This is a genomic window from Zavarzinella sp., from assembly GCA_041399155.1.
Lineage (GTDB): Bacteria > Planctomycetota > Planctomycetia > Gemmatales > Gemmataceae > JAWKTI01.
This window is the reverse complement of record JAWKTI010000002.1, coordinates 35,555-58,001: the sequence shown is the minus strand read 5'-3', so window position 1 is coordinate 58,001 and position 22,447 is coordinate 35,555. Positions and strand designations below refer to the sequence as shown.

The window sequence follows — 22,447 nt, the reverse complement described above, 5'->3', positions numbered from 1 at the left end:
CGTTCGATCTCCCACTGCTCATAACAACATGAACAAATTAATGATTCAACACAAATTCCGGTGTATTCAATAATGCCCACAGCAGGTCTTCCATGGCTTCCCGCTGGTTTTGCCTTGGGGCAAGTTTGCCCAGGCAGGCGGTTAATTCTTCTGAAGTTGGCGGGCGACAATAGACCCAAAGGTACAGTTCCTGCACCATCGCTTCGGTGCTCATTTTTTTCTTGAAGAACTCCGCAATCCGACCTTCCGATGAAGTGATCTTCTGGCTGATCGCCGGAGCATTCATCAGATGGAGTGCCTGCACCACGGTAGAATCGCTGACCCGTTCGCACGGTGGGTCCTGGTTGGGATCTGGTCTGCCGAAACTGTCCAGAAACTTGGAATCGAACCGCACCGTCCAGGCCTGCATTGCCCGCGATCCAAGTGGCATTGCTTCGAAGCGATCCTGCACGCCAGTGATATCGCAGACTGCATCCAGTAAAACTTCGGCCCGCAGGCGAACACGATAGTGGCGGGAATAATTTCTGTTGTCACCCGCATTCGTTTCGTTGGGTTCCGCACTGAGGCCATAAACGTGGCTGGTGGTAATTAACTGGATTAATTTCTTCATGTCGAATTTCATTTTTCGAAATTCGGCAGCTAACGCATTTAACAACGCGGGATTGCTGGGCGGGTTGGTATCCCGCATATCATCCACCGGATCCACCAGCCCTTTGCCCATCAGTTCTGCCCACACGCGATTAACAATCACTTTCGCAAAAAACGGATTGTCCGGTTGCAGCATCCAATCCACCAGCAACGCACGTGGGTCGGTGGGGTCAATTGTTTCCGGAATTTCTACCGGTTTCCCAAGCAGTGGCGTGGGGGCCATTTCCAGTTCGGTCAGCGGGTGAACTATTTTGCCACCGTTCTTTACATAAACGATCTCTTCCCCACCTGAAATCGGTGCGGAGATCCCTTGTCCTTTGCGGCCCATTCTGCTGAAGAAGGCAGCGAAGGAATAAAAGTCGGCCTGGCTCCAGCGTTCCGAAGGATGTTGGTGGCACTTGGCACAATCGAGCCGCACGCCCAGAAATAACTGACTGACCATCGTTGCCAATTCTTCCGGCTGTCGGCGATTGCGATAAAACACCACGGCACCATTGCGAAAAGTGCTGCCTTGGGCGGTCAGCAATTCCTTCACCATCTCGTCATAGGGGCGATTCTGTCGAAACTGCTCTCGAATCCAGGTATCCAGATTCATCGTGGCTTTGATGCCCGCGTGGTAAGGATTGGGGCGGAGCAAGTCGGCCCATTTGTTCGCCCAGTGATCGGCATATTCGGGACGTGCCAATAATCTGTCAACCAACTGCTCTCGCTTGGTGGGAGAGCGATCGTCCAGAAAAGCCTTTGTCTCGGTGGGTGTGGGGAATCGCCCGATGATATCGATATACACACGCCGGTGCCACGTTGCTTCTGGTGCGGGTGCCGAAGGGATAATGTTCAGCCGTTGCAGTTTGTCCCACACAAAGCCGTCGATCATATTGGCACGTGGCAGATCCTGATAAACGTTTGCAGGCACCACTTCCGGCCGTGGGATCAGCACATTGCACACCGCAAACTGATCCACAAACCGTGCTGTAATGGCTGCTTCACCAGGGATACCGCCCACGGTAATATTCCCAGATGCGTTCACACTGGCATACCCACTATCGTTCGATTGAAATGCTGCCAGGTGGGTAACATCAACCTTGCCACCGTCACTATAAATTGCGGTAACTTTCAGCGGAATCTGTTGATCGAAGCGGGCCACGATTTCACGTGGGCTCACTTCCACCTTGGCTAATTTCGGTGCCGTCGATGGTGTGCGGGGCGTCCCAGCTGCAATCCACTGACGCACCAGCTGGTATGCATCGGAATCTGCAGGCAGTTTCTTTCCCCCACCGTGGGGCACGCGACCACTGGCCTTATCCAGAAACAAACTGCGATCAATGTCGGAAGCAAAGAGCCTGCGACCACGGGCTTCTTTCACAATGGCGTTGTAATCGAAATTGGCGTCGAAGCCGAGCAATGAAAGTGCAAAACCATTCTGCCCACGTGCCTTGCCGTGGCACGCACCAGCGTTACAGCCGTAGCGTGTTAAAATTGGTTGAATGTCTCGCTCGAACGTGGGGGGCTGTTCCTGTGCAAACCCTGGCACGTTCAGCAGGACCAATAACAGTAATGGAAATGCAAATTTCATGGATTGAATGATTATGGTAGGTGCCTTCATATTAACCCAATCCCCCACTTATTGCAAGAAAATCATTCGAACAAGTGAAAATTCTTACGCACCCACACATGGGAACGCATATTCACTAATAATAGAACGCATTTACAGTTAATTGGTTTGTAAAAAAATGGAAAAATTGTGAAAAATCTGAAAAATGAGAATTAACTCATATCTCTTTACACTACTCAAAAGTGCGATTGAGTGCCGCATCTGCGGTACGGGTAGTGGCAACATCATCATGATCAAACAACTGTTTAAATCTCTCTGCCATCCGTCGATACGCCAGGTTTAAGAAATATTTCCCCGCTTCCAGTTCTCCCTGATAGTCCGCCTCGGATTCAACTCCTTTGCCTGTTGCCAGCATCGAATCGAGCTTGCTCAGGACACAACTGCCCACGTAGAGGTCGATGGCGATATCTGCCATTCGTTCATGCAGATACTGTGCCTGAATAAACCGCTCTTCCGTGCGGCACGCCAGAAAGACCCACGGCAACTTGGATCCCAGTTTTTTTACATAATACGCCAGCTCGCGGGCATACGGACGTAAACTTGCATGCTGCACCGGAATGTGGGGCCGGCCAGACCGTCGCCACAGCTCGGAAATACCAAAGCCGATCAGCTTCGGAATGGTGCGAATTGGCTTGCTTGCCAGCGATTTTCGCAAACCGTCGAGTTTCATGCCCGGTGCTCGCGAACCCACCACGGCCACAAAAGCTTTCAGCACCTCATTGGCACCTTCACCAATCGTGTTAATGCGGGCATCACGCATCCAGCGTTCCAGTGGCTGATCGGTAAAGTAGGATTTTCCACCATAGATCTGCATCGTTTCAAAAATGCACGTCCACAGGTGTTCGGTAGCAAATACTTTCAGAATGGCGGTTTCCAGCATGTAATCATCCGCACCACTGTCGATGAAGGCCGCACAGACAGTGGTGGCAGCCTCCATCGCAAAAGCGTGGGCCGCGATGAAGGCGATTTTTTTCTTCACCATTTCAAAATCGGCCAGTTTCTGTTGAAATTGCACGCGGGAGTTGGCGTGGGTCACTGCAGCCTGCAGGCAGGCTTTAGCAGCACCGGTGCAGGTGGCTCCAAAGGTGGTGCGGCCAAAATCGAGCACCGTCAGGGCTACTTTCAACCCTTTGCCCATACTGCCAAGAATATTTTCTTTTGGCACATACATATTGGTGAAGCGTAATTTGCCGGTAGCCGTCCCACGAATACCGCATTTTTCGGCACGTGCTTCCACCACTTCAAAGCCGGGCATATCCGGCGTCACCAGAAAAGCAGTAATTTTGGTTTTGCCAGGCTGTGCCGGATCGGGGTGCGTGCCATCACCGTCAGCACATCGGCCAGGGCAGCGTTGGTGATGTAGCGTTTTTCGCCATTCAGTACGAATCCTTTGCCATCTTCGCTGGGAGTCGCATTGGTCTGCACATTGGCCGCATCGGACCCCGCCTGTGGTTCTGTTAATGCGAATGCACCCAGTTTTTTGCCTGAAACCAGATCGGGCAGCCAGCGAGCCTGCTGTTCCGGGGTGCCAAAGAGAAGCAATGCCCGAATTCCAATACTGTGGTGGGCGTTCACGAAAACTGCAGTAGACGAACAATGCCCGCCCAGCACTTCCATGACGCGGCAATACCCCTGCTGGGTAAAATCCTGCCCACCGTATACTGCAGGTGCCGCCATACCCAGGACACCCAGTTCGGCCAGACCATCAATCACAGTACGTGGGATATCGGCCTGGCGATCAATCGCATCCGCATCAATCCGCTCTGCACAAAAGGTCTTCATCTCCTGCACCGACTTTCGAACACGTTCTTCATTTTCTGCGGACAGTTTGGGGTAAGGGAACAGCAATTTGGCATTGAAATGACCAAAAAACAACCCCTTTGCGAAGCCTAACGTTTCTGGGCCAGAAAACAGTAGTTCTTCTGCCTGCTTTTTCTGTTCGGCCAGTTGTGCTGCGGAAAGTGCCATGGGGAGACTCCAAAAATTGGGAAAGGTTTCCACTATTATTTCGAGTGCAGCAAGCAAAAGGAAGATTTTTCCAAAGTTTGGGAAATAATGAAATAATCTTAATTAATTCGATGCCTACTGTGAGCGATGACGTCGGCAAATCTACTCAAACCTAAACCGCCACTTGCCTTCAGACGATTGTTTGAACAATCGTCATTCCCGCGCAGGCGGGAATCCAGGGCAATACTGCTGAAGTACTCCTAATTAAATTCAAACAGCCAACCGAAGTTTGTGCGTGCAAACCCCCTGATAGGAAGTACTAACCAAGCAAAATACCAGCCACACAACGTCATTCCCGCGCAGGCAAAACGAAGTTTTACGGCAAACTTCGTCACCTGATCGAAATATGAATAAATGATGAAAAGCGGTTCTGTTGAACAAAATTTCATTTTTTCTTTCAAATTTGTGAAATAATTTCCAGTACAATGTGTTCTATTATATGTGAACTTAATTTCCGTAAGTGGAATTGCATTCACAAGACGGGGCTTTCCACAAAGTTCTTTTGCAAAACATGACACCTTTCCCACACGGCAAAGGTATAACAGGGATACCGTAGAAAAGTGAAGGAGAATTACTTGAAAACGTTGTTTCGCTTGACAGCACTTGCACTGGCATTTGTTCTGCCAGTGACCGCATACAGTGCAGACAAAAAAGAAGACAAATCGCCCAAGCCCACCGTAGTGGTGCGTCTTCAATCGGTCGATCAGATGATGAAGTCGGCGAGCTTCATTGCCAATCTGATCACAGATGAAGACACCCGCGAACAGGTGAAGCAGGCAATCGACCTGGTCGACTCGCTGAAAGATCCAAAAAATGGCATCGAAGGGGTTGATACCACCAAGCCGTTTGGCATGTATGCCACGCTGAGTGCGGAAATTACCGAAAGCCCCATTGTGGTGTTGCTGCCGGTGGCCAACAAGGACCTGTTCCTGAATCTGCTGAAACAGCGGGCCATGTTGGAAGTGAACGAAAAAGATGGCGTTTACTCCACCACACCGGAAGGTTCACCGTTCACGGTGTACTTCCGCTTTTCCAAAGGATACGCCTGGGCAACCATCAACACCCCAGGGAACATTGCTGAAGACAAACTGCCCAAGCCGGAAGCCGTGCTGGAAGGTAAGCCGGAACACCTGGTATCTGTTTCGTTGCACGTAAGCCGTCTGCCGGAAGAAATGCGAAACCTAGCTTTAGGCTTTGTTGAAAACGCACTGGCCGATGCCAAGGACAGCCCCATCCCAGGCGAAATCAAATCGCTGAAGCCATTCGTGGATAGCAGTATCGATGAAGTGGCTGCCACCGTGAAGAGCCTGTTGAACGAAACCGGCGACTTCAGCATCAACCTGAATGTGGACAGTGTCAGCAAGGAAATTGCCGTTGAACTGGAATTAACCCCAGTGGCATCCACCAAACTGGCCAAAGATATTCTGTCGATCTCCCAGAACAAATCAGTTGTTGGTGGGGCGATCGCTGGTCAGAAGAATGCATTCAGCTTTGTATTCAGCGTGACCATGGCAAAGGCACTGCAAAAACAGTTCCCCACCCTGGTGGACGATGTGCTGGCGGAAGCCAAGAAGCAGGCACCTGCCGAAGTGCTGGAAATTGCACAGCCACTGATTGACGCACTCCTGCCCACCCTGAAAGAAGGTCAGCTCGATATCGGTTCTACCGTGGTTGGACCAAACAAAGATCAGCAATACACGTCGCTGACCGCACTGAAAGTGAAAGATGGCAAGAAGATTGAACGAGCAGTGAAAGATGTGGTTGCCAAACTGGATCCCAACATCAGTGCCTTGTTTGAACTGAACGCCTTCAAAATTGGCGACCACGAAGTTCACGTGGTGAAAGTTGCCGACATGCTCCCACTGGAAGCACAGGCTGTTCTGGGTAAATCGGACGTGATGTTGGCAGTTCGTGAAGATATGTTGTTGATTACCCTTGGCCCGGATGCAAAATCGGTGCTGAAGACCGCACTGGAATCGAAACCAGCCGATGTGGGCATCATGAACATGACCGTATCGATGAGCCGGTTCGCCACCTTGATGGCAGACAGTGCAGACACTCCGGTAGAAGCTGACGCCTTGAAGAAGGCTGCCAAAACCGTGTTCAAAGGAAAGTACACCACTGGCGACGCATTTACGATGTCGATCACTGGTGGCTCTTCTTTCAAAGTGAAGTTTGCCATCCAGGAAAAAGCACTGCAATACCTGATTGAAACGGGTCGGCTGCAGGAAATGGGCGATAATTAATCGCCTCTGCCCATTTTTTTGACAGAAAATCAGAATTTTGGGGAACCTAAATAGTGGGAAAGATGTCAGAAGAGTATTGTTGAAATGTCCCACTCGCGGCAGGGGTTGTAAGCCTGCAACCCCTGCGATTTTGAATTGCACCCCAACAACAATTTTGAACCCAGCCTAACAGCACTTTCAAATCAAGTGGGGGTTTTTCTGCCGGTCAATTTGCAATACAGGCGGAAATATTGTCCCACGGTGCGTTCCAGCGTAAACAATTCCTGCACCCGCTGTCGGCCTGACTCACCCATTTGGTGGGCAAGTTCATGATTTCTTAACAATTGTTCGAACGCAGTGGCACACTGGGAATCATCCCCACGTGGTACCAGAAAACCATCCGTGTCATGTCGTACCAGTTCTGGATTCCCTCCCACATTGGTGACGACGACTGGTAGGCCGCTCGCCATTGCTTCCAGCAATGTCAGCGAAGCTGCCTCGGTAACAGAAGTCAGGCTGAAGATATCCAGTGCATTCATCAACTGGGGAATATCCTTGCGAATCCCCAGAAAATGCACGCGGTGACGCACCCCAGCCCGCGTCGCCTGCTGTTCCAGGTGGGACCGCATTTCCCCATCACCAATCAGTACCAGATCCACCGTGGGATCGTTGTTCGTAACCCGAGCAAATGCCCGCAGTAACATCGCATGGTCTTTCACTGGGTGGAAGCGGGCAACGCACCCGATCAGTTTTCGATCTGTGGGAAGATTCAGTTGTTGTCGAAGGTCTGTTTTGGATGTCGATATCTGGTATCGTGCGAAATCGATGCCATTATCAATTACCTGCAGCCGATCACCACGAAAGCCATCAATCACCGACAATGCTTTCCCACTGAAATGACTGCACGCATTCACTGCATTGGCCAGGCGATCCAGCACCAAGCGATTGATCATGCGACGCACTGGGGAAACAATGTCCGGATAGTGGCGACCATGTTCGGTCTGGATCAGTTGAAATTTGCCGAAATTTCGTAATTTCGCAAGTGCCGAATAAAAGAACGGTGTGTATTGGTGGGCGTGCACAACTTCAATTTTCCTGTCGCGAATTTCTTTCGCCATCCGCAGGGCAACACCATAATCCCGACCCGCTTTACGATTGAGGACGACAATTGGAATCCCCTGTCGCTGCAACTCTTCGCCAATACTACCGATATTGTCCAGACAAAAAATTGTCGGAACAATGAACTGTCCCAACTGGCGGATGGTTTCTCGAATCAACACTTCCGCACCCGCCACCTGCATCAGGTGCACCACAAAAGCAATGCGTATCGGCTGAAACTGTCGCGGGATTGAAACTTTGGGTGCTTTCAAAATACTGGCACGATTCACCTTCAACGGTACGTCCTGACTCTGCTGGTCGATAATCTGCGATAAATCTTCTGGGGGCTGCATATACCGGTTCGCCCAGTGGGAGAGCACCAGTATCTGCCAAAGCACCTGGCCATTCTGCTGGCTGCCACTTAAGTGGGCTTCAAACATTTTGCGAGCCATTGGTAAGTGCAACAGCGAACCAATCGGTCCGGAAGGATTCAGTACTTCATCGTAAAACACTTCTTTGAGTGCCCCACGCATCCACTGATCGATGGGGGTATTGAAGCCACGTTTCGGGCGATTGACATTTTCATGAGGCAGGTCGCGCCGATAGGCTTCTTTCAGCACATACTTCCCACAGCCGTTGCGGATTTTCATCGATGCCGGCATCCGAAGTGCCAGTTCCACCAGCTCATGGTCCAGAAATGGTGGGCGAACTTCGATTCCATTCGCCATGCTGGCCCGGTCGACTTTCACCAGATAATCATCCGGCAATAATACGCGGGTATCCACGGATAGCATCCCATTCACTACATCGCCACGTGGCACCTGCCGGAAATCGCTGCGAATGCTGGACTTGGCATCAAAATGACGCAATAAAGGTAGCACATCAGATGAAATCAGCTTGCGACGGATACGCAAAGGGCAATGAGCCAGGCTATTGGCGTAGGCATTGGGTGCTTCTACTGACAGATTCATCAAGGCACTTTTCAAACGTAGCGGTCTTGGCAGCCAATCAATGCGTGGCCAGACCTGACCTGCGATATTCAACAGGGATCGCCGCAGCCAGCGTGGTATTTTCTGCCGCACCTGTTCTTCCATCTCGTCATGGGCATAACGTGGGTAGCCACCGAACACTTCATCGGCACCATCACCAGAAAGCACCACTTTCACGCGTTCTGCCGCCAGTTTCGCCACCAGAAAGGTGGGCACGGCAGAGGTGTCGCCAAATGGCTCATCGTAATACCGGGTCAGTTCTTCCAGCATCTGCACAGCATCAGGCGTCACAATCCGTTCGGTGTGGCGGGTGCCATTGCGGATTGCTATTTCCATCGCATAAGGCAATTCGCTGAAATCCCGTTCCGCAAAGCCAATCGAAAACGTTTCGATCTCTTCCGTGTGCTGGCGGGCCATGCTCGAAACAACAATGCTGGAATCCACACCCCCGCTGAGGAATGCCCCCACTGGCACATCGGCCATCAGGTGGGTACGCACGGCCTCTTCCACTTTGGCGTGGGTTTCCTCCAGCCAATCCTTTTCGTTGCGTTCTTCAGGGAGAAAACGTGGTTCCCAGTAACATTGTGGCGTTGCCTGAAAATTGCCCGGTGTCACCAGCAGCGTGTGACCTGGGCGAAGTTGTTCAAACCCACGAAAGATCGACCGTGGTCCCACCACCATGCCGAAACAGAGGTACTGGTCGAGTGCTTCCACATTGATTTCCCGTGGTACGCGGGCATCGACCAGCATTGCTTTCGGTTCGGAAGCAAACCATAATTGCTGCTGATTGCGGTAGATGTAAAGTGGTTTGATCCCCAGTCGATCGCGAGCCAGAAGCAAGTGGCGTTTTTTTTCGTCCCAGATGGCAAATGCAAACATGCCACGTAATTTGGTGACGATATCGCGTCCCAACTCTTCATAACCGTGGACAATCACTTCCGTATCGCAGTGCGTGCGAAACTGGTGCCCACGACCGATCAACCAGTCCCGCAGTTCGCGGAAATTATAAATTTCACCGTTAAAGACAATCTGGATCGAATTGTCTTCGTTGCCCATCGGTTGGCTGCCACTGGCCAGGTCGATAATCGACAACCTGCGGTGCACCAGGCCCACGCCAGGTCCACGGTAAATACCGGCACCATCCGGGCCACGGTGGGCAATGCGTAAACCCATTGCCTGCAGCAACTTAGGATCGACAGTTTCGTGAATATCTGCGCTTAAGTAACCAGAAATTCCGCACATGATGTTCGCCCACGTGGGGTCATTCCAGGTGGGTACCCATTCGTTTCTAAAAGTTCAGTATAGAACCTGAAAATTGTGGAATACCAGTTAAAAACAGCAATCATGAAGTTGTTATATTTTTACTCTGATATTCAAACAGCCGACAGTGTTCCACGTGGAACACTGATGTTCAATTAAGTGTCAGATTATTATTGAGCCTGGACACCATCAACAAATTGTTCGGGAAGTAATGTTTCTATGCGATAGAAACTGACTTTACCCAGAAAGTAGACCCAGATACTTTCCAGTTGCTGTTGATCCCACGTGGGGGAAGACTGTTCCCACCAACGGTATTGTTCTTCTGTGACAAAAAATTCTTCCTGATATTCATTAAACGCAGGCACCGAAATGCCCAGTTGTTCTGGGGAAAGTGGTGCGGCAAATAAATTGTCTGCCGGAAACAGCATCGCGATGCACTCCCGCAGCATGATCGGATTGTAACGGGCCACCGACTCACGGTGCAGTGCAGTTAATTCTGCTTCTACCAGCGACAAATCATAGAAAAGTTTTTCTGGATACACTCTCTGGCGATCGTCCGAATTCATGTAATTTGGGGCAAATTTGGGAAAGCGATAGTACGAATCAGCACCACTGTAGATGACGGCACGCACAATCAGGTAGGTGGGGCTGCTCATTCCACATCAATCTCAACCACCTCATAGGGTGGCAACTGATTTTCCAGACGTATACGTTCAATTTCCGAATATTCATTTTTCAGTGCTTCAGCATGATTTCTGGAATAGGTACCTCGATGCGGTAAACCCATTTGTTGTCGGTATAACGAAATCAGTCGTTGGCATTCCTGGTCTGCTGCTTCCCGATTGCGATAGACCTTCTGAACCTTACCCCCTTCGTGGGCAGCATGATAATACTGATCATCGTACGACCAAACGATTTCCATGATGGCGTATGCAGTCTTGTCCGGGTCGCGAGCCACCACATCGTGAAATTGCAGCCGATTCAGACCCTGCCACAGGTGGTGGGTCTGTTCAGGAGAACGTGGCAGCTCTTCGTACCACTTCGCCCAATCTGCAATGTCTGTTGAATCTGGTGGCGACAGCCCGGCATCCTGCAACCAGTCCCGCAGGATGGGTATTGGAAAGGTTGTCAAATGGTGTAATGTGGTGCCAAACCAGAACGGGTTCCATTGGGCACGCACCGCAGATTCGCGTTGCAGACAATCGGCTTCTGCATCGGCAGCATTTTCATAATGAGCAATGACCCGCTCTCCTGGAGCACGTGCAAAGACTTTTTCATGCACATACAGCCAATTTCGCTGCCGAACAATAAATTGCGTGCGATTTCCCATACTATGTCTCTCAATTGAGACAACTCGTCGTGACTATACAGCACCCGCAGCAATAATTGCCAGAAACTGATCTGGCTTCAAGCTCGCCCCACCTACCAGAGCACCATCGACATCCGGTTGGTGCAGGATTTCTTTGGCGTTATCAGCTTTCACACTGCCACCATACTGAATCAGAAGCTGGTCAGCGGCAGCCTGACCAAACAGTGCCGCAAACCGTTGGCGGATAAAGAGATGCGCGGATTGTGCCTGTGCAGGTGTGGCGACCTTGCCGGTGCCAATGGCCCACACCGGTTCGTAGGCAATCACCACCTGTGCGGCCTGTGCGGCAGACAAGCCAGCCAACCCTGCCGACAATTGAAAGTTCAGTACCGCTTCGGTCTGCTGGTTGGCTTGCTCACTTTCCAGTTCACCCACACAGAAAATGACCGACAGCCCAGCGTTGGTGGCTGCGTGCACCTTACGGTTCAGGAACAGGTCTGGTTCTACCAGGCCATGTCGACGTTCGCTGTGCCCCACAATCACGTATTTGCAGCCCACTTCCAGAAGCATCTGTGGAGAAAGTTCGCCAGTGTAAGCACCTTCTTTGGCAAAATGGCAATTCTGGGCACCAAGTGCCAGCGATGTGCCCTGAATGGCACCGCCCACCGACGATAACCAGACACTGGGTGGGCAAACTGCCACCTGCACGTTGGCTGGGCAACTCCCACCCGCAACGGCTTTCGCCAGATCTACCGCCTGTGTGGCAGTGGTGTACATTTTCCAATTTCCTGCAATGAACTTCTTCCGCATGAATTTTCCTTGTGGTGAATCCTGATCCGCAAAGCGGTTATTTTAGGTGGTTGATTACGGATTGTTCTGGAATTGCACGATTTTTCTGCCACGCGCATCATCAGGCGGCTGATACTGAGCACCTACGGGTATCCGCTTCGAACGACACGAAGCCAGAACAGGATATCGTGATCTAACCGCCTTTTCTCTTTTGAGACAGTTTTACTCTTCTGGATTGCCCGTTCAGTCTTGACTTTCATCCCACAATGGAGCGTCTCGGTGGGTTGAACTCACTTACCATGGTCCGGTAGCGAATAAGCCGATTTTTCTGCTTGTAGGGGCAGATTCGCCATGGGCGATTTCCCACAAACAACCGATCAGTGGCATTATGCCACCTGTAGCGAGTCTGTGTGGGGAATTTTTGGTGCCTAACCCGCAAAATCACTGCAGACTTGACCTCCCACCCTAAAGTAGAGTGTCGGAGACAACAAATCTGTCAGTAATGGCAGATGCGCTGGGAGATGGGGCCAAAGGAATTGCACCAGTTGGGTGGGATAGTTTTCCACAGGGCTGGCATCAAACTGCGGGACAGTTTTGAATTTCGCAAAATGGGTAAAGCAACGAGCTGCACAAAGATGAAAACAGTTTCAAAAACCATTTTTTTTGGCTTGTGTACCTTTGCCGGTGGCGTGGTGGGTAGCAGCATCTGGAATATGCCGGCCAATGGCTTAAATGCTGGTAATCGTCCTGCACCGGAACCAGTAGTCACGCTGACCTCGTCTGGCGATGCCACGGGTGCGTTAAACGACCGGTTTGAGGCAGTTGTCCACAAACTATCCCCCTCTGTGGTGTCGATTGAGGCCACCAAGCCACCTGCACCGGGCAAATTGAAGCCCACCGAAGAATCTGGTTCTGGTGTGATCGTGGAACTGGAAGGCTTGGCGGGGCGGTATGTGATTACCAACAATCACGTGATTTCCGGTGCGAAACCGAATCAGATTGTGATTCACTTCCATAACGAAAAGATTATCAACCCAACCCGCGTGTGGGTGGATGCAGAATCCGACCTGGCTGTCATGGAAATTGATGCCAGCCTGGGACAGCCCGCACTGCTGGGCGACAGTGATCGCAGTCGGGAAGGGAACTGGGTGCTGGCCTTCGGTTCGCCGTTCGGGCTGAATCGCACCGTTACCCATGGCATTATCAGTGCCCGCGACCGTGGACAGGTCAGCCTGGGCAGCAGCATCCGCATTAAGAACTTTTTGCAGACCGATGCCGCCATCAACCCAGGTTCCAGTGGGGGCCGCTGGTCAATATGCAGGGTGAGGTGATTGGTATAAATACCGCAATTGCGTCCCACTCTGGCAGCAACAGTGGGGTGGCGTTCGCCATTCCTGTAAATATGGTGAAACGGGTCGCACGCCAACTGATTGAGCGTGGGGCGGTAAATCGGGGTTATCTGGTGTCCAGCTTACGGAAGGGATTGCCGCACGTGAAGCCGCCCGCCTGGGGCTGGACGAAGTCCGTGGGGCACTGGTGGAAATTGTTTACCCGAACACGCCCGCAGCAACCGCTGGCCTGAAAGTTTCTGACATTATTCTGTTTGTCGATGATGTGAAGATTCTGAACGAGAACCAACTGATCAATCTGGTGGCAGCAATGCCTGCTGGCAAAAAATCGCGATGAAAGTCTGGCGGAACAAGCAAATGGTTGATGTTCAGGCTGAAGTGGGCGACTGGCAACGTGCAAAAACCGAATTAACGAAATAAGCCAATTTAGCAATATTGCGATTCAATAATATTGAAGGTTTTTATTCTTTCGCCACTTTCCGTGCCGTCTGAAAGCTCCACAATGCGTGCAGTATCAACATTGCAGCCAGCACCCAGATGATCCCACGGATAATGAACAGGGTATTTTTGGCCTGCTTCCCCAGCACTGGCAAAGTTTCATTAAAATCGTGCAGACCGCTTTTCACCTTGGCCAGCGACTCTTCTTGTGCCGCCAAACGACCATCAATCCGTTCTTCAATCGGTGTTACCGATTTGTGCAGTGCTTCCGCCAGTTTCGAACTGGAATCCAAAGCCGAGGAATATTTATCCCGATTGTCGACTACCACCTGGAGCTGGGTTTTCATTTGTTCCATAATCGCAGCTGATTTCGACAGTGATTGCAAAAACAGTGGAAACTGCTCGGAGGTCTGCTTGAGTTCTTTACTGGATTGCCTTAATGTGGTACTGACGGCATCCAGTTGCTTCATTGCCTGCATTACCCGGACAATCTGGTTGCCGATCTGTCCGAAAGATTCGATCAGATCTGCCAGCCGTGTGGGGGTGTGTTGAAACGCTTTTTCCAGTGAATCCTGATTATCGATGACTGCTTTCAGTGATTGTTTGGTGAGTCCCAGGCTTTTCACCCCTTCATCCAGAGCTGTCTGAACTGCGGGCAGATTCTTTTTCATCGCATCAATCTGGGCCCGCCCCGCCTGGGAGCCTTTTTGTGCCTGCCGCAGGCCTTCTGCCACTTTGGGTGCATCCGGCCAGAAAGGCTTGGTGGAAACCTTCGGCTTGAAATTTTCAATCGTAATCACCGGATAGGTATAGCCACCCGCACTATCCACTTGTTTGGCGGTCGATTCCAGCGAGGATTCCAGCCCAGCCATCCCATCTTTCATCGCGTCCAGTTGTTCTTCCTGAAACAGTTCCTTCAGCTTCACAATCCCCAGCTCAAACTTATCCAGACTTCCATACACTTCTTTGGCAGTGGCCAAGCTGGGTGGCACAGTGGTCGCCAGTTTCTTTAACTGTTCCTGTTGAACTTTCATTTCGGCCAGGGCGGTTTCCAGTTTCGTCTGCTGTTCTTTATTGGCCAGCTTGGTAGTCTGTTCCATGAAATCAGCGAAGCCTCCCACTGCTTTCGCCAGATTTTCGAGTTGTTTGGCATCGACATCGGTTGAAAACTTCCGCAGTGAAGACGCACTTTCATCAAGCAATTTCACCAGATTGGCTAATTGCTCGAAATCGAGTGGCTGTTTTGTGATGATATCAGCATAAACTGCCGTCTGTTCGCGCAATTTGCGGGTGGTTTCCTGCCAGTCCGACTGCCGTAACGAACTGATCTGCTGTTGGAAACTGTCCAATTGATCTTCCGTGCCGGAACCGATCTTGTGGATGCCCAGAAACGATTCTTCAATCCGTGTCGGGTTGGGCAATTCGAAGCCTAGTACTAGCAGGCCAAAGCCCAGTAACAATGAGAGAAATCGCAAGACTAACGCCGACATTTTTCGTTCCTTTGTGGGAGGTATTCCAGGGTGTTATTTTACCGGACATCCACCGTTCGATGGAGGCTGATATCCCACGACTTCGGAAAAAATAGGGCTTTCAAAGCATCAATTCGCAAAAATATCTACAAAACAAGGCAAATTCAGCCAAATTTCAGTTGACAAGGTATCGTTCGTTCCTTAAGTTCGCATTAATGGTTTGATGATAACCACGCTATTTTTAACGAGGAATGTTCATGGCTAAGAGCGTCAAAAACGCAAAACCGGCAGCGAAACCAGCAGCGAAGTCTGCTAAACCGGCAAAGAAAGCATTAACCAAAAGTGAACTGCTGGATGCCATTGCTGCAGCTACCGGTAAGACCCGCAAAGAAGCGGGCGAGTTCTTCAATGCACTGTCGACCATCATGGTCCAGCAACTCAGCAAGAAAGGCCCCCGTGCCTTGATCCTGCCTGGTTTGTTCAAAGTCAGTGCGATTGAAAAACCAGCGACCAAAGGTGGGCAGCAGAAACCCAACCCATTCAAGCCTGGCGAAATGATGATCACCAAAGCCAAACCTGCTACGGTCAAATTGAAGGCACGCGCTCTCAAAGCGTTCATGGAAGCCATCAGCTAAATCGTTGATCATTCCATTTGCGTGGGCAGTTTTCACCACGTTCTGTACAGTATTTATTTCACTGTTACAGCACAGGTGATATCAATTTTGCAAAAAAATCCAAAAAAGTTCAAAATTCTGTAACCTCTTTTCCAGCAGACGCTTGCGCACGCATTTTTCTGAAAACCAAGGCGAATTTGCCAACAAAATTTTGCTGGACAAAGTTCACGAGGATATATTAATATGTAAGTGGAATAAATTCCATGCTTTGATGTTCTTTGACAATCTGTTTTTGTGTTCCATTGTAACCCGCTACTGTTGCATGGCGGGGATAGATGAGAGCGTTGTCATTACTTTTCAGAGAAGTTCAGCTAGGGATGCCGGAATGAATCCTGTCATTCCGATCCGTGGTACTGTTGTCCCACTGGGGATTGAAAATAGAACAGTTACTTACTCTCTGCACTGGGAAGGGATAGTACGCCTTTCCTGGTGTAGCTTTTTTGCGATGGATATGTGATGAGCCAAAAAACCTGGGGTGGGCGATTTCGGGTGCCAACTGCCAAACTGGTAGAAGACTACACCGAATCGATTTCATTCGATAAACGCCTATACCGTTTCGATGTACTGGGGAGCCAGGCGCATGCCCGCATGCTGGCCCACGTGGGGCTGTTGACGCACGAAGAAGCTGAGACGATCTGCACCCACCTGGATGAAATCCGTGCGGAAATTGAAGCCGGCAAAATGACGTATCATCATTCGCTTGAAGATATTCATACCCACATTGAGAGTGCACTGATTGGCAGAATTGGCGACCTGGGCAGAAAGCTGCACACCGCACGCAGCCGCAACGATCAGGTGGTCACTGATCTGAAATTGTGGATGCTGGATGCCACGGATACGTTAGTGGAAGAAGTGCAGCAACTCCAGCGGGCCTGGCTGGAACTCGCCGAAAAAGATCGCACGGTAATTCTGCCAGGTTACACCCACCTGCAGCGTGCACAACCGGTGCTGGCAGCCCATTATTGCCTGGCCCACGTGGAAAAGCTGCAACGGGACTGCGAACGACTGCTCGACTGCCGGAAACGTGTTGCCATCCTGCCGCTGGGTGTGGCTGCTTTGGCTGGTACCTCCCTGCCGATCGATCGTCATTTTGTTGCAGAGCAGTTGGGATTTGCCAGCGTTACCCGCAACAGCCTTGATACTTCCAGCGATCGCGACTTTGCTGCGGAGTTCGTTTTTGCCCTGTCGATGATCGCTATCCACCTGAGTGCGTGGTGTGAAGAATGGATTCTCTGGACAACCACCGAGTTTGAAGCGATTGCGTTGCCAGACGACTTCTGTACTGGTTCCAGCATTATGCCCCACAAAAAGAACCCGGATGTGCTGGAATTGACCCGCGGCAAAACCGGGCGGGTGCTGGGCAATTTAACCCATCTGCTGATGCTGCTGAAAGGCTTACCCACTGCCTATAATCGCGATCTGCAGGAAGACAAACCAGCCATTTTCGATGCGTTCGATAACGTGCTGGCAGCACTCCGCGTGGCAGCACCGCTGGTACAGGCCGCCCAGTTTCGTAAGGATCGCATTATCGCCCGACTGGAATATGGTTTTCTGGATGCCACCACGCTGATGGAATTTTTTATCAAGAAAGGCGTTCCGATGCGTACCGCCCACGAAGCAGTGGGGCAATTGGTGCGGCACTGCGAAGAAAATTCCCTGAGGTTAAACCAGCTTCCACTGGAGCAGTTTCAGCAGTTTTGCCCAGGTGTTTCAGAAGAAGTGTACCAGGTGCTGGGCGTTGAAAATGCGTTAAATGCCTTCTGCAGTTATGGTTCCACTGCACCACATGAGGTACAGAAACAACTGACCTTCTGGCAGGAACAACTGTCCGCAGCGGCAGAATTGAAAGCACCTCAGGCGGGGAATGCCACGAAATAACCCACTGGTGCGGGTCCTGCTTCGAAAAATCGTTGTACAATAAGCGACAAATGTACTCGAACGTTGCTGCCTAAAGCAACGTGCACTTGCAAAGAGCAACCGTTCTTTATGTCGGATTCTGCATCGTCGCATGCCCACCCGCGACACCCACAACATTTCTGGCTGTGGGTCATGTGTCTTACCGGGGTCGATTATTTCAGCACCCTCGGTTATCAACCTGCCATTGCTTATCGTAGTGCAGGATTATTGGCACCTTTTGCTACGGTAGTGCTGGTCTGTATCACCCTGTTTGGGGCACTTCCACTCTATCGATATGTGGCATCTCGTTCGTTTTCCGGCCAGGGTTCGCTGGGCATGCTGGCCCGTCTGGTGAGTGGCTGGCCTGGCAAAATCCTTGTGCTGACCCTGCTGGGTTTTGCCGCCACCGATTTTGTGATTACGAAAACATTGTCGGCGGCAGATGCTTCGCAACACTTGTTACACAATCCGGTGCTGAAGGGGCAACTGCCTGATAGCTGGAAAGAAGGCACCCTCCCACAAGTGCTGGTAACAATGTTCTTTCTGATGCTTCTCGGTTCGGTATTTATGCGCGGATTTCGTGAAGTGATTGGTTTGGCTGTGGGTATTGTTGGCCTCTTTCTGGTGCTCAATCTGGTCGTTGTGGGCAGCGGATTATTGTTTCTCATCGACCATCCCGAACGGATTCAGGCGTGGTTTCATAATGTCCGCGTGGGCAACTGGTATCTGCACGATACACCGATCCGCGGTACGGGGTTATTCACCACAATCGTTGTCTGCCTGCTTTTATTTCCCAAGCTCGCTCTGGGGCTTAGCGGTTTTGAAACGGGCATTGCTGTGATGCCACTGGTGAAAGGTGAAGAGGGCGACACTGCAGAACAGCCTACTGGGCGGATTCGCAACACCAGAAAATTACTGCTGACAGCAGCTTGCATTATGTCGGTGATGCTGATGAGTTCGTCGATGGTTGTCACTATTCTGATCCCACCGGGCGATATTACACCGGTGAGTGCGACTGGCGAGCCACCTGTCGATGAAGCGGGCAAACCAATCAAGAACCCAGAAAAATGGCCATCCCCACCTGCTGCGGGGCGTGCTCTGGCGTATCTGGCGCATGGTGAATCGCCTGATGGCAGGAAAATCTGTGGTTTATTTGGCAGTTCTTTTGGCACATTGTACGACTTCAGCACTATCCTGATTCTCTGGTTTGCTGGTGCCAGTGCCATGGCTGGTTTATTAAACATTGTCCCACAGTATCTGCCGAAGTATGGGATGGCACCTGAGTGGGCATCTGCCATCAAACCTCTGGTGCTGATGTTTACTTCGATTAACTTACTGGTGACATTGATCTTCCGTGCGAATGTGGAGGCCCAGGGTGCCGCCTATGCTACGGGTGTGTTAGTGTTGATGTTCAGCGATGGGCTGTCGAGTGTGATTGATATTTTCCGCAATCGCAAAGGGAGCAGGTGGCAACGCCTGCACAAAGGCTACATCATCATTACATTTGTGCTGCTTTATACCCTGGTCGATAACATCATCGAAAAATCAGCGGGGATCAAGATCGCAGCCTGCTTTATTCTGACCATACTGGTGCTGTCACTGACATCGCGGATTTTGCGATCCCGTGAACTGCGATTCAAAGGGTTTGTGATACCAGATGTGACTTCGAAACTACTGTGGGATGCGATTCGTCACCTGGAAGCCTCCATTCTGGTGCCCCACCGTCCAGGCCAGCGATCACTGGAAGAAAAGGAAGCGATAGTCCGCAAAGAGCACCGTATCCCACCGGAGTTGATGATTACCTTCATTGAAGTGGAAAAATCAGACCCAAGTGAGTTCATTCAGCAACCCACCTTGCGAATTACGCAGCAGGAAGGGAAGTATGTGATGAAAATCAGTAATGCGGCTTCGATTTCGCACACACTGGCGGCAGTGGCACTGGAAATGAGCAAAGTGGGAGATCGCCCACCGGAGATTCATTTTGGCTGGACGGAAGAATCACCAATGAGCGGCACGCTGGGCTTTCTGTTGTTTGGTGAAGGTAACGTCCCATGGATGGTGCGGGAACTTCTCCGCCGGGCAGAACCGGATACCACTAAACGCCCCCTGATCTTCATCGCCGGCCAGTAACTCATTCCGTTTTTGCTTAGTTTCGAGAGAATATGACCCGTCATCGATTTCTCTGGAATAATTTTCGATCTTCTGGATCAAAGAGTTGGTGAATCATTCTCATGCAGCAATATGGCAGATCCTTCTTACCAACCAGTTGATCGTCGGCCAATTGCTGCCAGAGAGTGGAAGTTCTCCCACCGACTGACAGATGTTCTTGTAAAACTGGGAATTTCCGCCAACGCCATTTCTTTGGCAGGGATGGGCGCTGGCATACTGGCAGGTGGGTGCCTGTATGCCACCGGGCATCTACCGGGAATGTGGTGGCTTTGGCTGTTGGCCGCATTACTGATTGCAGTTCGTTTACTGGCAAATATGCTCGATGGCATGGTGGCAATCGCCAGCAATACCGCTTCCAAAGTGGGTGAATTGTACAACGAATTACCTGACCGCATTTCAGATAGTTGTGTACTCATAGGGTTAGGTTATGCTCATGGTGGCAACAGTACCCTGGGGTATATTGCTGCTCTGGTTGCACTGTTCACAGCATATCTCCGAACGGCAGGCAAGGCTGCAGGTACGCCCCACTACTATTGCGGGCCGATGGCAAAGCAACATCGCATGGCAGTCGTGATTGTAGCCGCTATTTATTGTGCTTTCCCACGCGCGTTGGTCTGGCACCATGAAAGCTATGATCTGCCCGCAATTGCTCTGATGGTGATCGTCATCGGTTCAGCAATCACCAGTTTCAGGCGACTGTGGCGAATTTCACATCAACTTCGGGAAGCCCCACAATGATCCAGTATTTTGAAAAGCACTTCCCGGTGGTGTATGATGCGAAAACAACCTTTCTAATCGCATTTCTGGTTCTGTTATTTATCATCAGCTATCTGATTATTCAAATATTGAAGCGTGGCACCAGCATCAGTCGGACATTGGTGCAGGAACTGCAGCAACGTTATCGATCCTGGCTGATCCTGGCACTGATTATTCTGATTCCGATTATTGTTCACAAATCTGCCACGATTGCTGCCATTACTCTGCTTAGTTTGCTCTGTTACCGGGAGTATGCCCGCGCAACAGGACTTTTTCGCGAACACCTCGTCAGTGGGGTGGTGGTTTTGGGAATCCTGCTGCTGAACTTTGCTGCATGGGATGAATGGTATCGCTTTTTCGTAGCAATCTTTCCTCTGTCGATCAGTTGCATTGCCATCGTGGCAATCTGGAAGGATCAACCCAAAGGGTATATCCAGCGAATAGGCATGGCAACGCTGGGTTTTGCACTGTTTGGAAGCTGTCTGGGGCACCTGAGCTATCTTTCTAATGATGATAACTACCGAGCCATTCTCATTCTGATTTTTCTTGCAGTGGAACTGAACGATATCGCAGCCTTTACCGTGGGTAAGCTATTCGGCAGGAATAAACTGCTGCCCCACACCAGCCCAAACAAGACAATTGAAGGCGCGGTAGGTTCGATCTTTTTCACCACACTCTTCGTATTCACCGTGGGGTATTATGTGTTTGAAAACACACCCCTGCAACATCCTCTCCACCGCTTGTTCATGGGGCTGATTATCAGCATGCTTGGGCAATGCGGCGATTTCATGCTTTCGTCTGTCAAGCGTGATATCGGCATCAAGGATATGTCGTCTTTGATACCTGGCCATGGAGGCTTGCTGGATCGGTTTGACAGTATTATTCTGGTGGCACCGGCGATTTTCTATTACCTCAATTATTTCATGGGTGTGGGCAATCACACACCAGCAGGTTCACTCTAAGGAGTTCGCACTATGCAGGATTGGCAATATCAACCAGCACGCGATGTTGCCCTGCAATCGGGTTCGGCACTCAACAGCATGCGCCGAGAGCCAGGACTGTTTACCACCAGCCTGAACTGCATGATCGGCATGTTTACCCGGCAGTACCTGCGGGTATTTCATCGTTGTACTTTCCATGGTCTCGAAAATCTGCCAAAAGTACGGCCCTACATTCTGATTGCCAACCACAGTAGCCACCTGGATGCATTCGTATTGACTTCCGCACTGAAAGCATCGGTGCGGGCAATTACCTATCCGGTTGTTGCGGGGGATCATTTTTTTCAAACGTCGTGGCAATCATTGCTGGCCACACGGTTGTTGAACGCTCTGCCAATCTGGAGATATCAGAATTGCCACCGCACGCTGCTGGAGATGCGTGATAAACTGTTGCAGGAAAACTGTTGTCTGATTATTTTTCCGGAAGGCACCCGAAGTCGCACTGGGGAAATGGCCCCTTTCAAGGCCGGATTGGGTATGCTGGTGGCAGGTTTGCCCGTGCCAGTGGTGCCGTGTTACCTCAGCGGGTGCTTTCAGGCTCTGCCACCTGGTAAGAAAATGATCCGGAAAGGTACGATCAAACTCATGATAGGCCCACCACTCGATTTTCAGCACCTGCAGCCAAACCGTCAGAGCTGGTCAGCGATTTCACAACAATGCGAACAGGCAGTACATTGTTTAAAGGAAAGTTTTCAAAAGGACTTCTCCCGATGAAATTTGCAAGTCTCTTTGAATAATTCAAATTCACCCCTGCGTGCCTG

At 50.7% G+C, this 22,447-nt stretch carries 18 protein-coding genes; 10 read left to right on the top strand and 8 right to left on the bottom strand.

Features of this window, described 5'->3' with window-relative positions:
• Positions 1–37 precede the first annotated feature (37 nt).
• The 3 genes from R3B84_10285 to R3B84_10275 form a co-directional block, all read right to left on the bottom strand.
• Entirely contained in the window at positions 38–2,221 is a 2,184-nt protein-coding gene (locus R3B84_10285; protein ID MEZ6140947.1) for a DUF1549 and DUF1553 domain-containing protein, read from the bottom strand.
• A 211-nt stretch (positions 2,222–2,432) separates the two neighbouring features.
• Positions 2,433–3,515 (bottom strand): acyl-CoA dehydrogenase family protein, encoded by a 1,083-nt coding sequence (locus R3B84_10280; GenBank protein ID MEZ6140946.1) that lies wholly within the window; start codon positions 3,513–3,515, stop codon positions 2,433–2,435.
• Positions 3,516–3,523: 8 nt separating this feature from the next.
• Positions 3,524–4,228, bottom strand: a complete 705-nt coding sequence (locus R3B84_10275) for an acyl-CoA dehydrogenase family protein (GenBank protein ID MEZ6140945.1) — start codon at positions 4,226–4,228, stop codon at positions 3,524–3,526.
• A gap of 614 nt (positions 4,229–4,842) precedes the next feature.
• Between R3B84_10275 and R3B84_10270 the strand changes: the two genes are divergently transcribed.
• A complete protein-coding gene (locus R3B84_10270) occupies positions 4,843–6,513 on the top strand; it encodes a hypothetical protein (protein MEZ6140944.1) in 1,671 nt (556 codons plus the stop codon).
• 182 nt (positions 6,514–6,695) lie between these two features.
• On the opposite strand, the gene asnB is transcribed toward R3B84_10270, so the two are convergent.
• The 4 genes from asnB to tpiA all read right to left on the bottom strand — a co-directional run bounded on the left by asnB (position 6,696) and on the right by tpiA (position 11,958).
• Entirely contained in the window at positions 6,696–9,821 is a 3,126-nt protein-coding gene (asnB, locus tag R3B84_10265) for an asparagine synthase (glutamine-hydrolyzing) (GenBank protein ID MEZ6140943.1), read from the bottom strand.
• Positions 9,822–10,009: 188 nt separating this feature from the next.
• A complete protein-coding gene (locus R3B84_10260; GenBank protein MEZ6140942.1) occupies positions 10,010–10,495 on the bottom strand; it encodes a hypothetical protein in 486 nt (161 codons plus the stop codon).
• On the bottom strand, positions 10,492–11,169 hold the full coding sequence (locus R3B84_10255) for a hypothetical protein (GenBank protein MEZ6140941.1): 678 nt from the start codon (positions 11,167–11,169) through the stop codon (positions 10,492–10,494). Before R3B84_10255 ends, R3B84_10260 begins: the two co-directional genes overlap by 4 nt.
• A gap of 33 nt (positions 11,170–11,202) precedes the next feature.
• On the bottom strand, positions 11,203–11,958 hold the full coding sequence (gene tpiA, locus R3B84_10250) for a triose-phosphate isomerase (protein MEZ6140940.1): 756 nt from the start codon (positions 11,956–11,958) through the stop codon (positions 11,203–11,205).
• A 614-nt stretch (positions 11,959–12,572) separates the two neighbouring features.
• Here tpiA and R3B84_10245 point away from each other — a divergent pair.
• Together R3B84_10245 and R3B84_10240 are read left to right on the top strand one after the other, a co-directional pair.
• Complete coding sequence (locus tag R3B84_10245; protein MEZ6140939.1) at positions 12,573–13,268, top strand: trypsin-like peptidase domain-containing protein; 696 nt, start codon at positions 12,573–12,575, stop codon at positions 13,266–13,268.
• A complete protein-coding gene (locus R3B84_10240) occupies positions 13,265–13,519 on the top strand; it encodes a hypothetical protein (GenBank protein ID MEZ6140938.1) in 255 nt (84 codons plus the stop codon). Before R3B84_10245 ends, R3B84_10240 begins: the two co-directional genes overlap by 4 nt.
• A 228-nt stretch (positions 13,520–13,747) precedes the next feature.
• On the opposite strand, the gene R3B84_10235 is transcribed toward R3B84_10240, so the two are convergent.
• Complete coding sequence (locus tag R3B84_10235; protein ID MEZ6140937.1) at positions 13,748–15,214, bottom strand: hypothetical protein; 1,467 nt, start codon at positions 15,212–15,214, stop codon at positions 13,748–13,750.
• 236 nt (positions 15,215–15,450) lie between these two features.
• On the opposite strand from R3B84_10235, the gene R3B84_10230 reads away from it, so the two are divergent.
• The 7 genes from R3B84_10230 (at position 15,451) to R3B84_10200 (ending at position 22,400) form a co-directional block, all read left to right on the top strand.
• The gene (locus R3B84_10230; GenBank protein MEZ6140936.1) at positions 15,451–15,828 is read left to right on the top strand and encodes an HU family DNA-binding protein; all 378 of its coding nucleotides are present in this window, start codon (positions 15,451–15,453) and stop codon (positions 15,826–15,828) included.
• Positions 15,829–16,192: 364 nt separating this feature from the next.
• Positions 16,193–16,324: a hypothetical protein gene (locus tag R3B84_10225; protein ID MEZ6140935.1), complete on the top strand. Its 132-nt coding sequence runs from the start codon at positions 16,193–16,195 to the stop codon at positions 16,322–16,324.
• On the top strand, positions 16,324–17,745 hold the full coding sequence (argH, locus tag R3B84_10220; GenBank protein MEZ6140934.1) for an argininosuccinate lyase: 1,422 nt from the start codon (positions 16,324–16,326) through the stop codon (positions 17,743–17,745). The genes R3B84_10225 and argH overlap by 1 nt, the downstream gene beginning before the upstream one ends.
• A gap of 108 nt (positions 17,746–17,853) precedes the next feature.
• Positions 17,854–19,893, top strand: coding sequence for an amino acid transporter (locus R3B84_10215; protein MEZ6140933.1), 2,040 nt, complete (start codon positions 17,854–17,856; stop codon positions 19,891–19,893).
• A gap of 111 nt (positions 19,894–20,004) precedes the next feature.
• Positions 20,005–20,670 carry a CDP-alcohol phosphatidyltransferase family protein gene (locus R3B84_10210; protein MEZ6140932.1) on the top strand — a complete coding sequence of 222 codons (666 nt, stop codon included), beginning with the start codon at positions 20,005–20,007 and terminating at the stop codon, positions 20,668–20,670.
• Entirely contained in the window at positions 20,667–21,650 is a 984-nt protein-coding gene (locus R3B84_10205) for a phosphatidate cytidylyltransferase (protein ID MEZ6140931.1), read from the top strand. Before R3B84_10210 ends, R3B84_10205 begins: the two co-directional genes overlap by 4 nt.
• 12 nt (positions 21,651–21,662) lie before the next feature.
• On the top strand, positions 21,663–22,400 hold the full coding sequence (locus R3B84_10200) for a lysophospholipid acyltransferase family protein (protein ID MEZ6140930.1): 738 nt from the start codon (positions 21,663–21,665) through the stop codon (positions 22,398–22,400).
• Positions 22,401–22,447: the final 47 nt, after the last annotated feature.

What these genes read in the sequence shown, in the direction of transcription:
- R3B84_10275 (MEZ6140945.1), bottom strand. Translation starts at nt 4,228, where the DNA reads ATGGCACTTTCCGCAGCACAACTGGCCGAACAGAAAAAGCAGGCAGAA.
- R3B84_10200 (MEZ6140930.1), top strand. Translation starts at nt 21,663, where the DNA reads ATGCAGGATTGGCAATATCAACCAGCACGCGATGTTGCCCTGCAATCG.
- R3B84_10285 (MEZ6140947.1), bottom strand. Translation starts at nt 2,221, where the DNA reads ATGAAATTTGCATTTCCATTACTGTTATTGGTCCTGCTGAACGTGCCA.
- R3B84_10225 (MEZ6140935.1), top strand. Translation starts at nt 16,193, where the DNA reads ATGAATCCTGTCATTCCGATCCGTGGTACTGTTGTCCCACTGGGGATT.
- R3B84_10230 (MEZ6140936.1), top strand. Translation starts at nt 15,451, where the DNA reads ATGGCTAAGAGCGTCAAAAACGCAAAACCGGCAGCGAAACCAGCAGCG.
- R3B84_10245 (MEZ6140939.1), top strand. Translation starts at nt 12,573, where the DNA reads ATGAAAACAGTTTCAAAAACCATTTTTTTTGGCTTGTGTACCTTTGCC.
- R3B84_10260 (MEZ6140942.1), bottom strand. Translation starts at nt 10,495, where the DNA reads ATGAGCAGCCCCACCTACCTGATTGTGCGTGCCGTCATCTACAGTGGT.
- R3B84_10280 (MEZ6140946.1), bottom strand. Translation starts at nt 3,515, where the DNA reads ATGCCCGGCTTTGAAGTGGTGGAAGCACGTGCCGAAAAATGCGGTATT.
- R3B84_10205 (MEZ6140931.1), top strand. Translation starts at nt 20,667, where the DNA reads ATGATCCAGTATTTTGAAAAGCACTTCCCGGTGGTGTATGATGCGAAA.
- R3B84_10215 (MEZ6140933.1), top strand. Translation starts at nt 17,854, where the DNA reads ATGTCGGATTCTGCATCGTCGCATGCCCACCCGCGACACCCACAACAT.
- R3B84_10255 (MEZ6140941.1), bottom strand. Translation starts at nt 11,169, where the DNA reads ATGGGAAATCGCACGCAATTTATTGTTCGGCAGCGAAATTGGCTGTAT.
- tpiA (MEZ6140940.1), bottom strand. Translation starts at nt 11,958, where the DNA reads ATGCGGAAGAAGTTCATTGCAGGAAATTGGAAAATGTACACCACTGCC.
- argH (MEZ6140934.1), top strand. Translation starts at nt 16,324, where the DNA reads ATGAGCCAAAAAACCTGGGGTGGGCGATTTCGGGTGCCAACTGCCAAA.
- R3B84_10210 (MEZ6140932.1), top strand. Translation starts at nt 20,005, where the DNA reads ATGGCAGATCCTTCTTACCAACCAGTTGATCGTCGGCCAATTGCTGCC.
- asnB (MEZ6140943.1), bottom strand. Translation starts at nt 9,821, where the DNA reads ATGTGCGGAATTTCTGGTTACTTAAGCGCAGATATTCACGAAACTGTC.
- R3B84_10235 (MEZ6140937.1), bottom strand. Translation starts at nt 15,214, where the DNA reads ATGTCGGCGTTAGTCTTGCGATTTCTCTCATTGTTACTGGGCTTTGGC.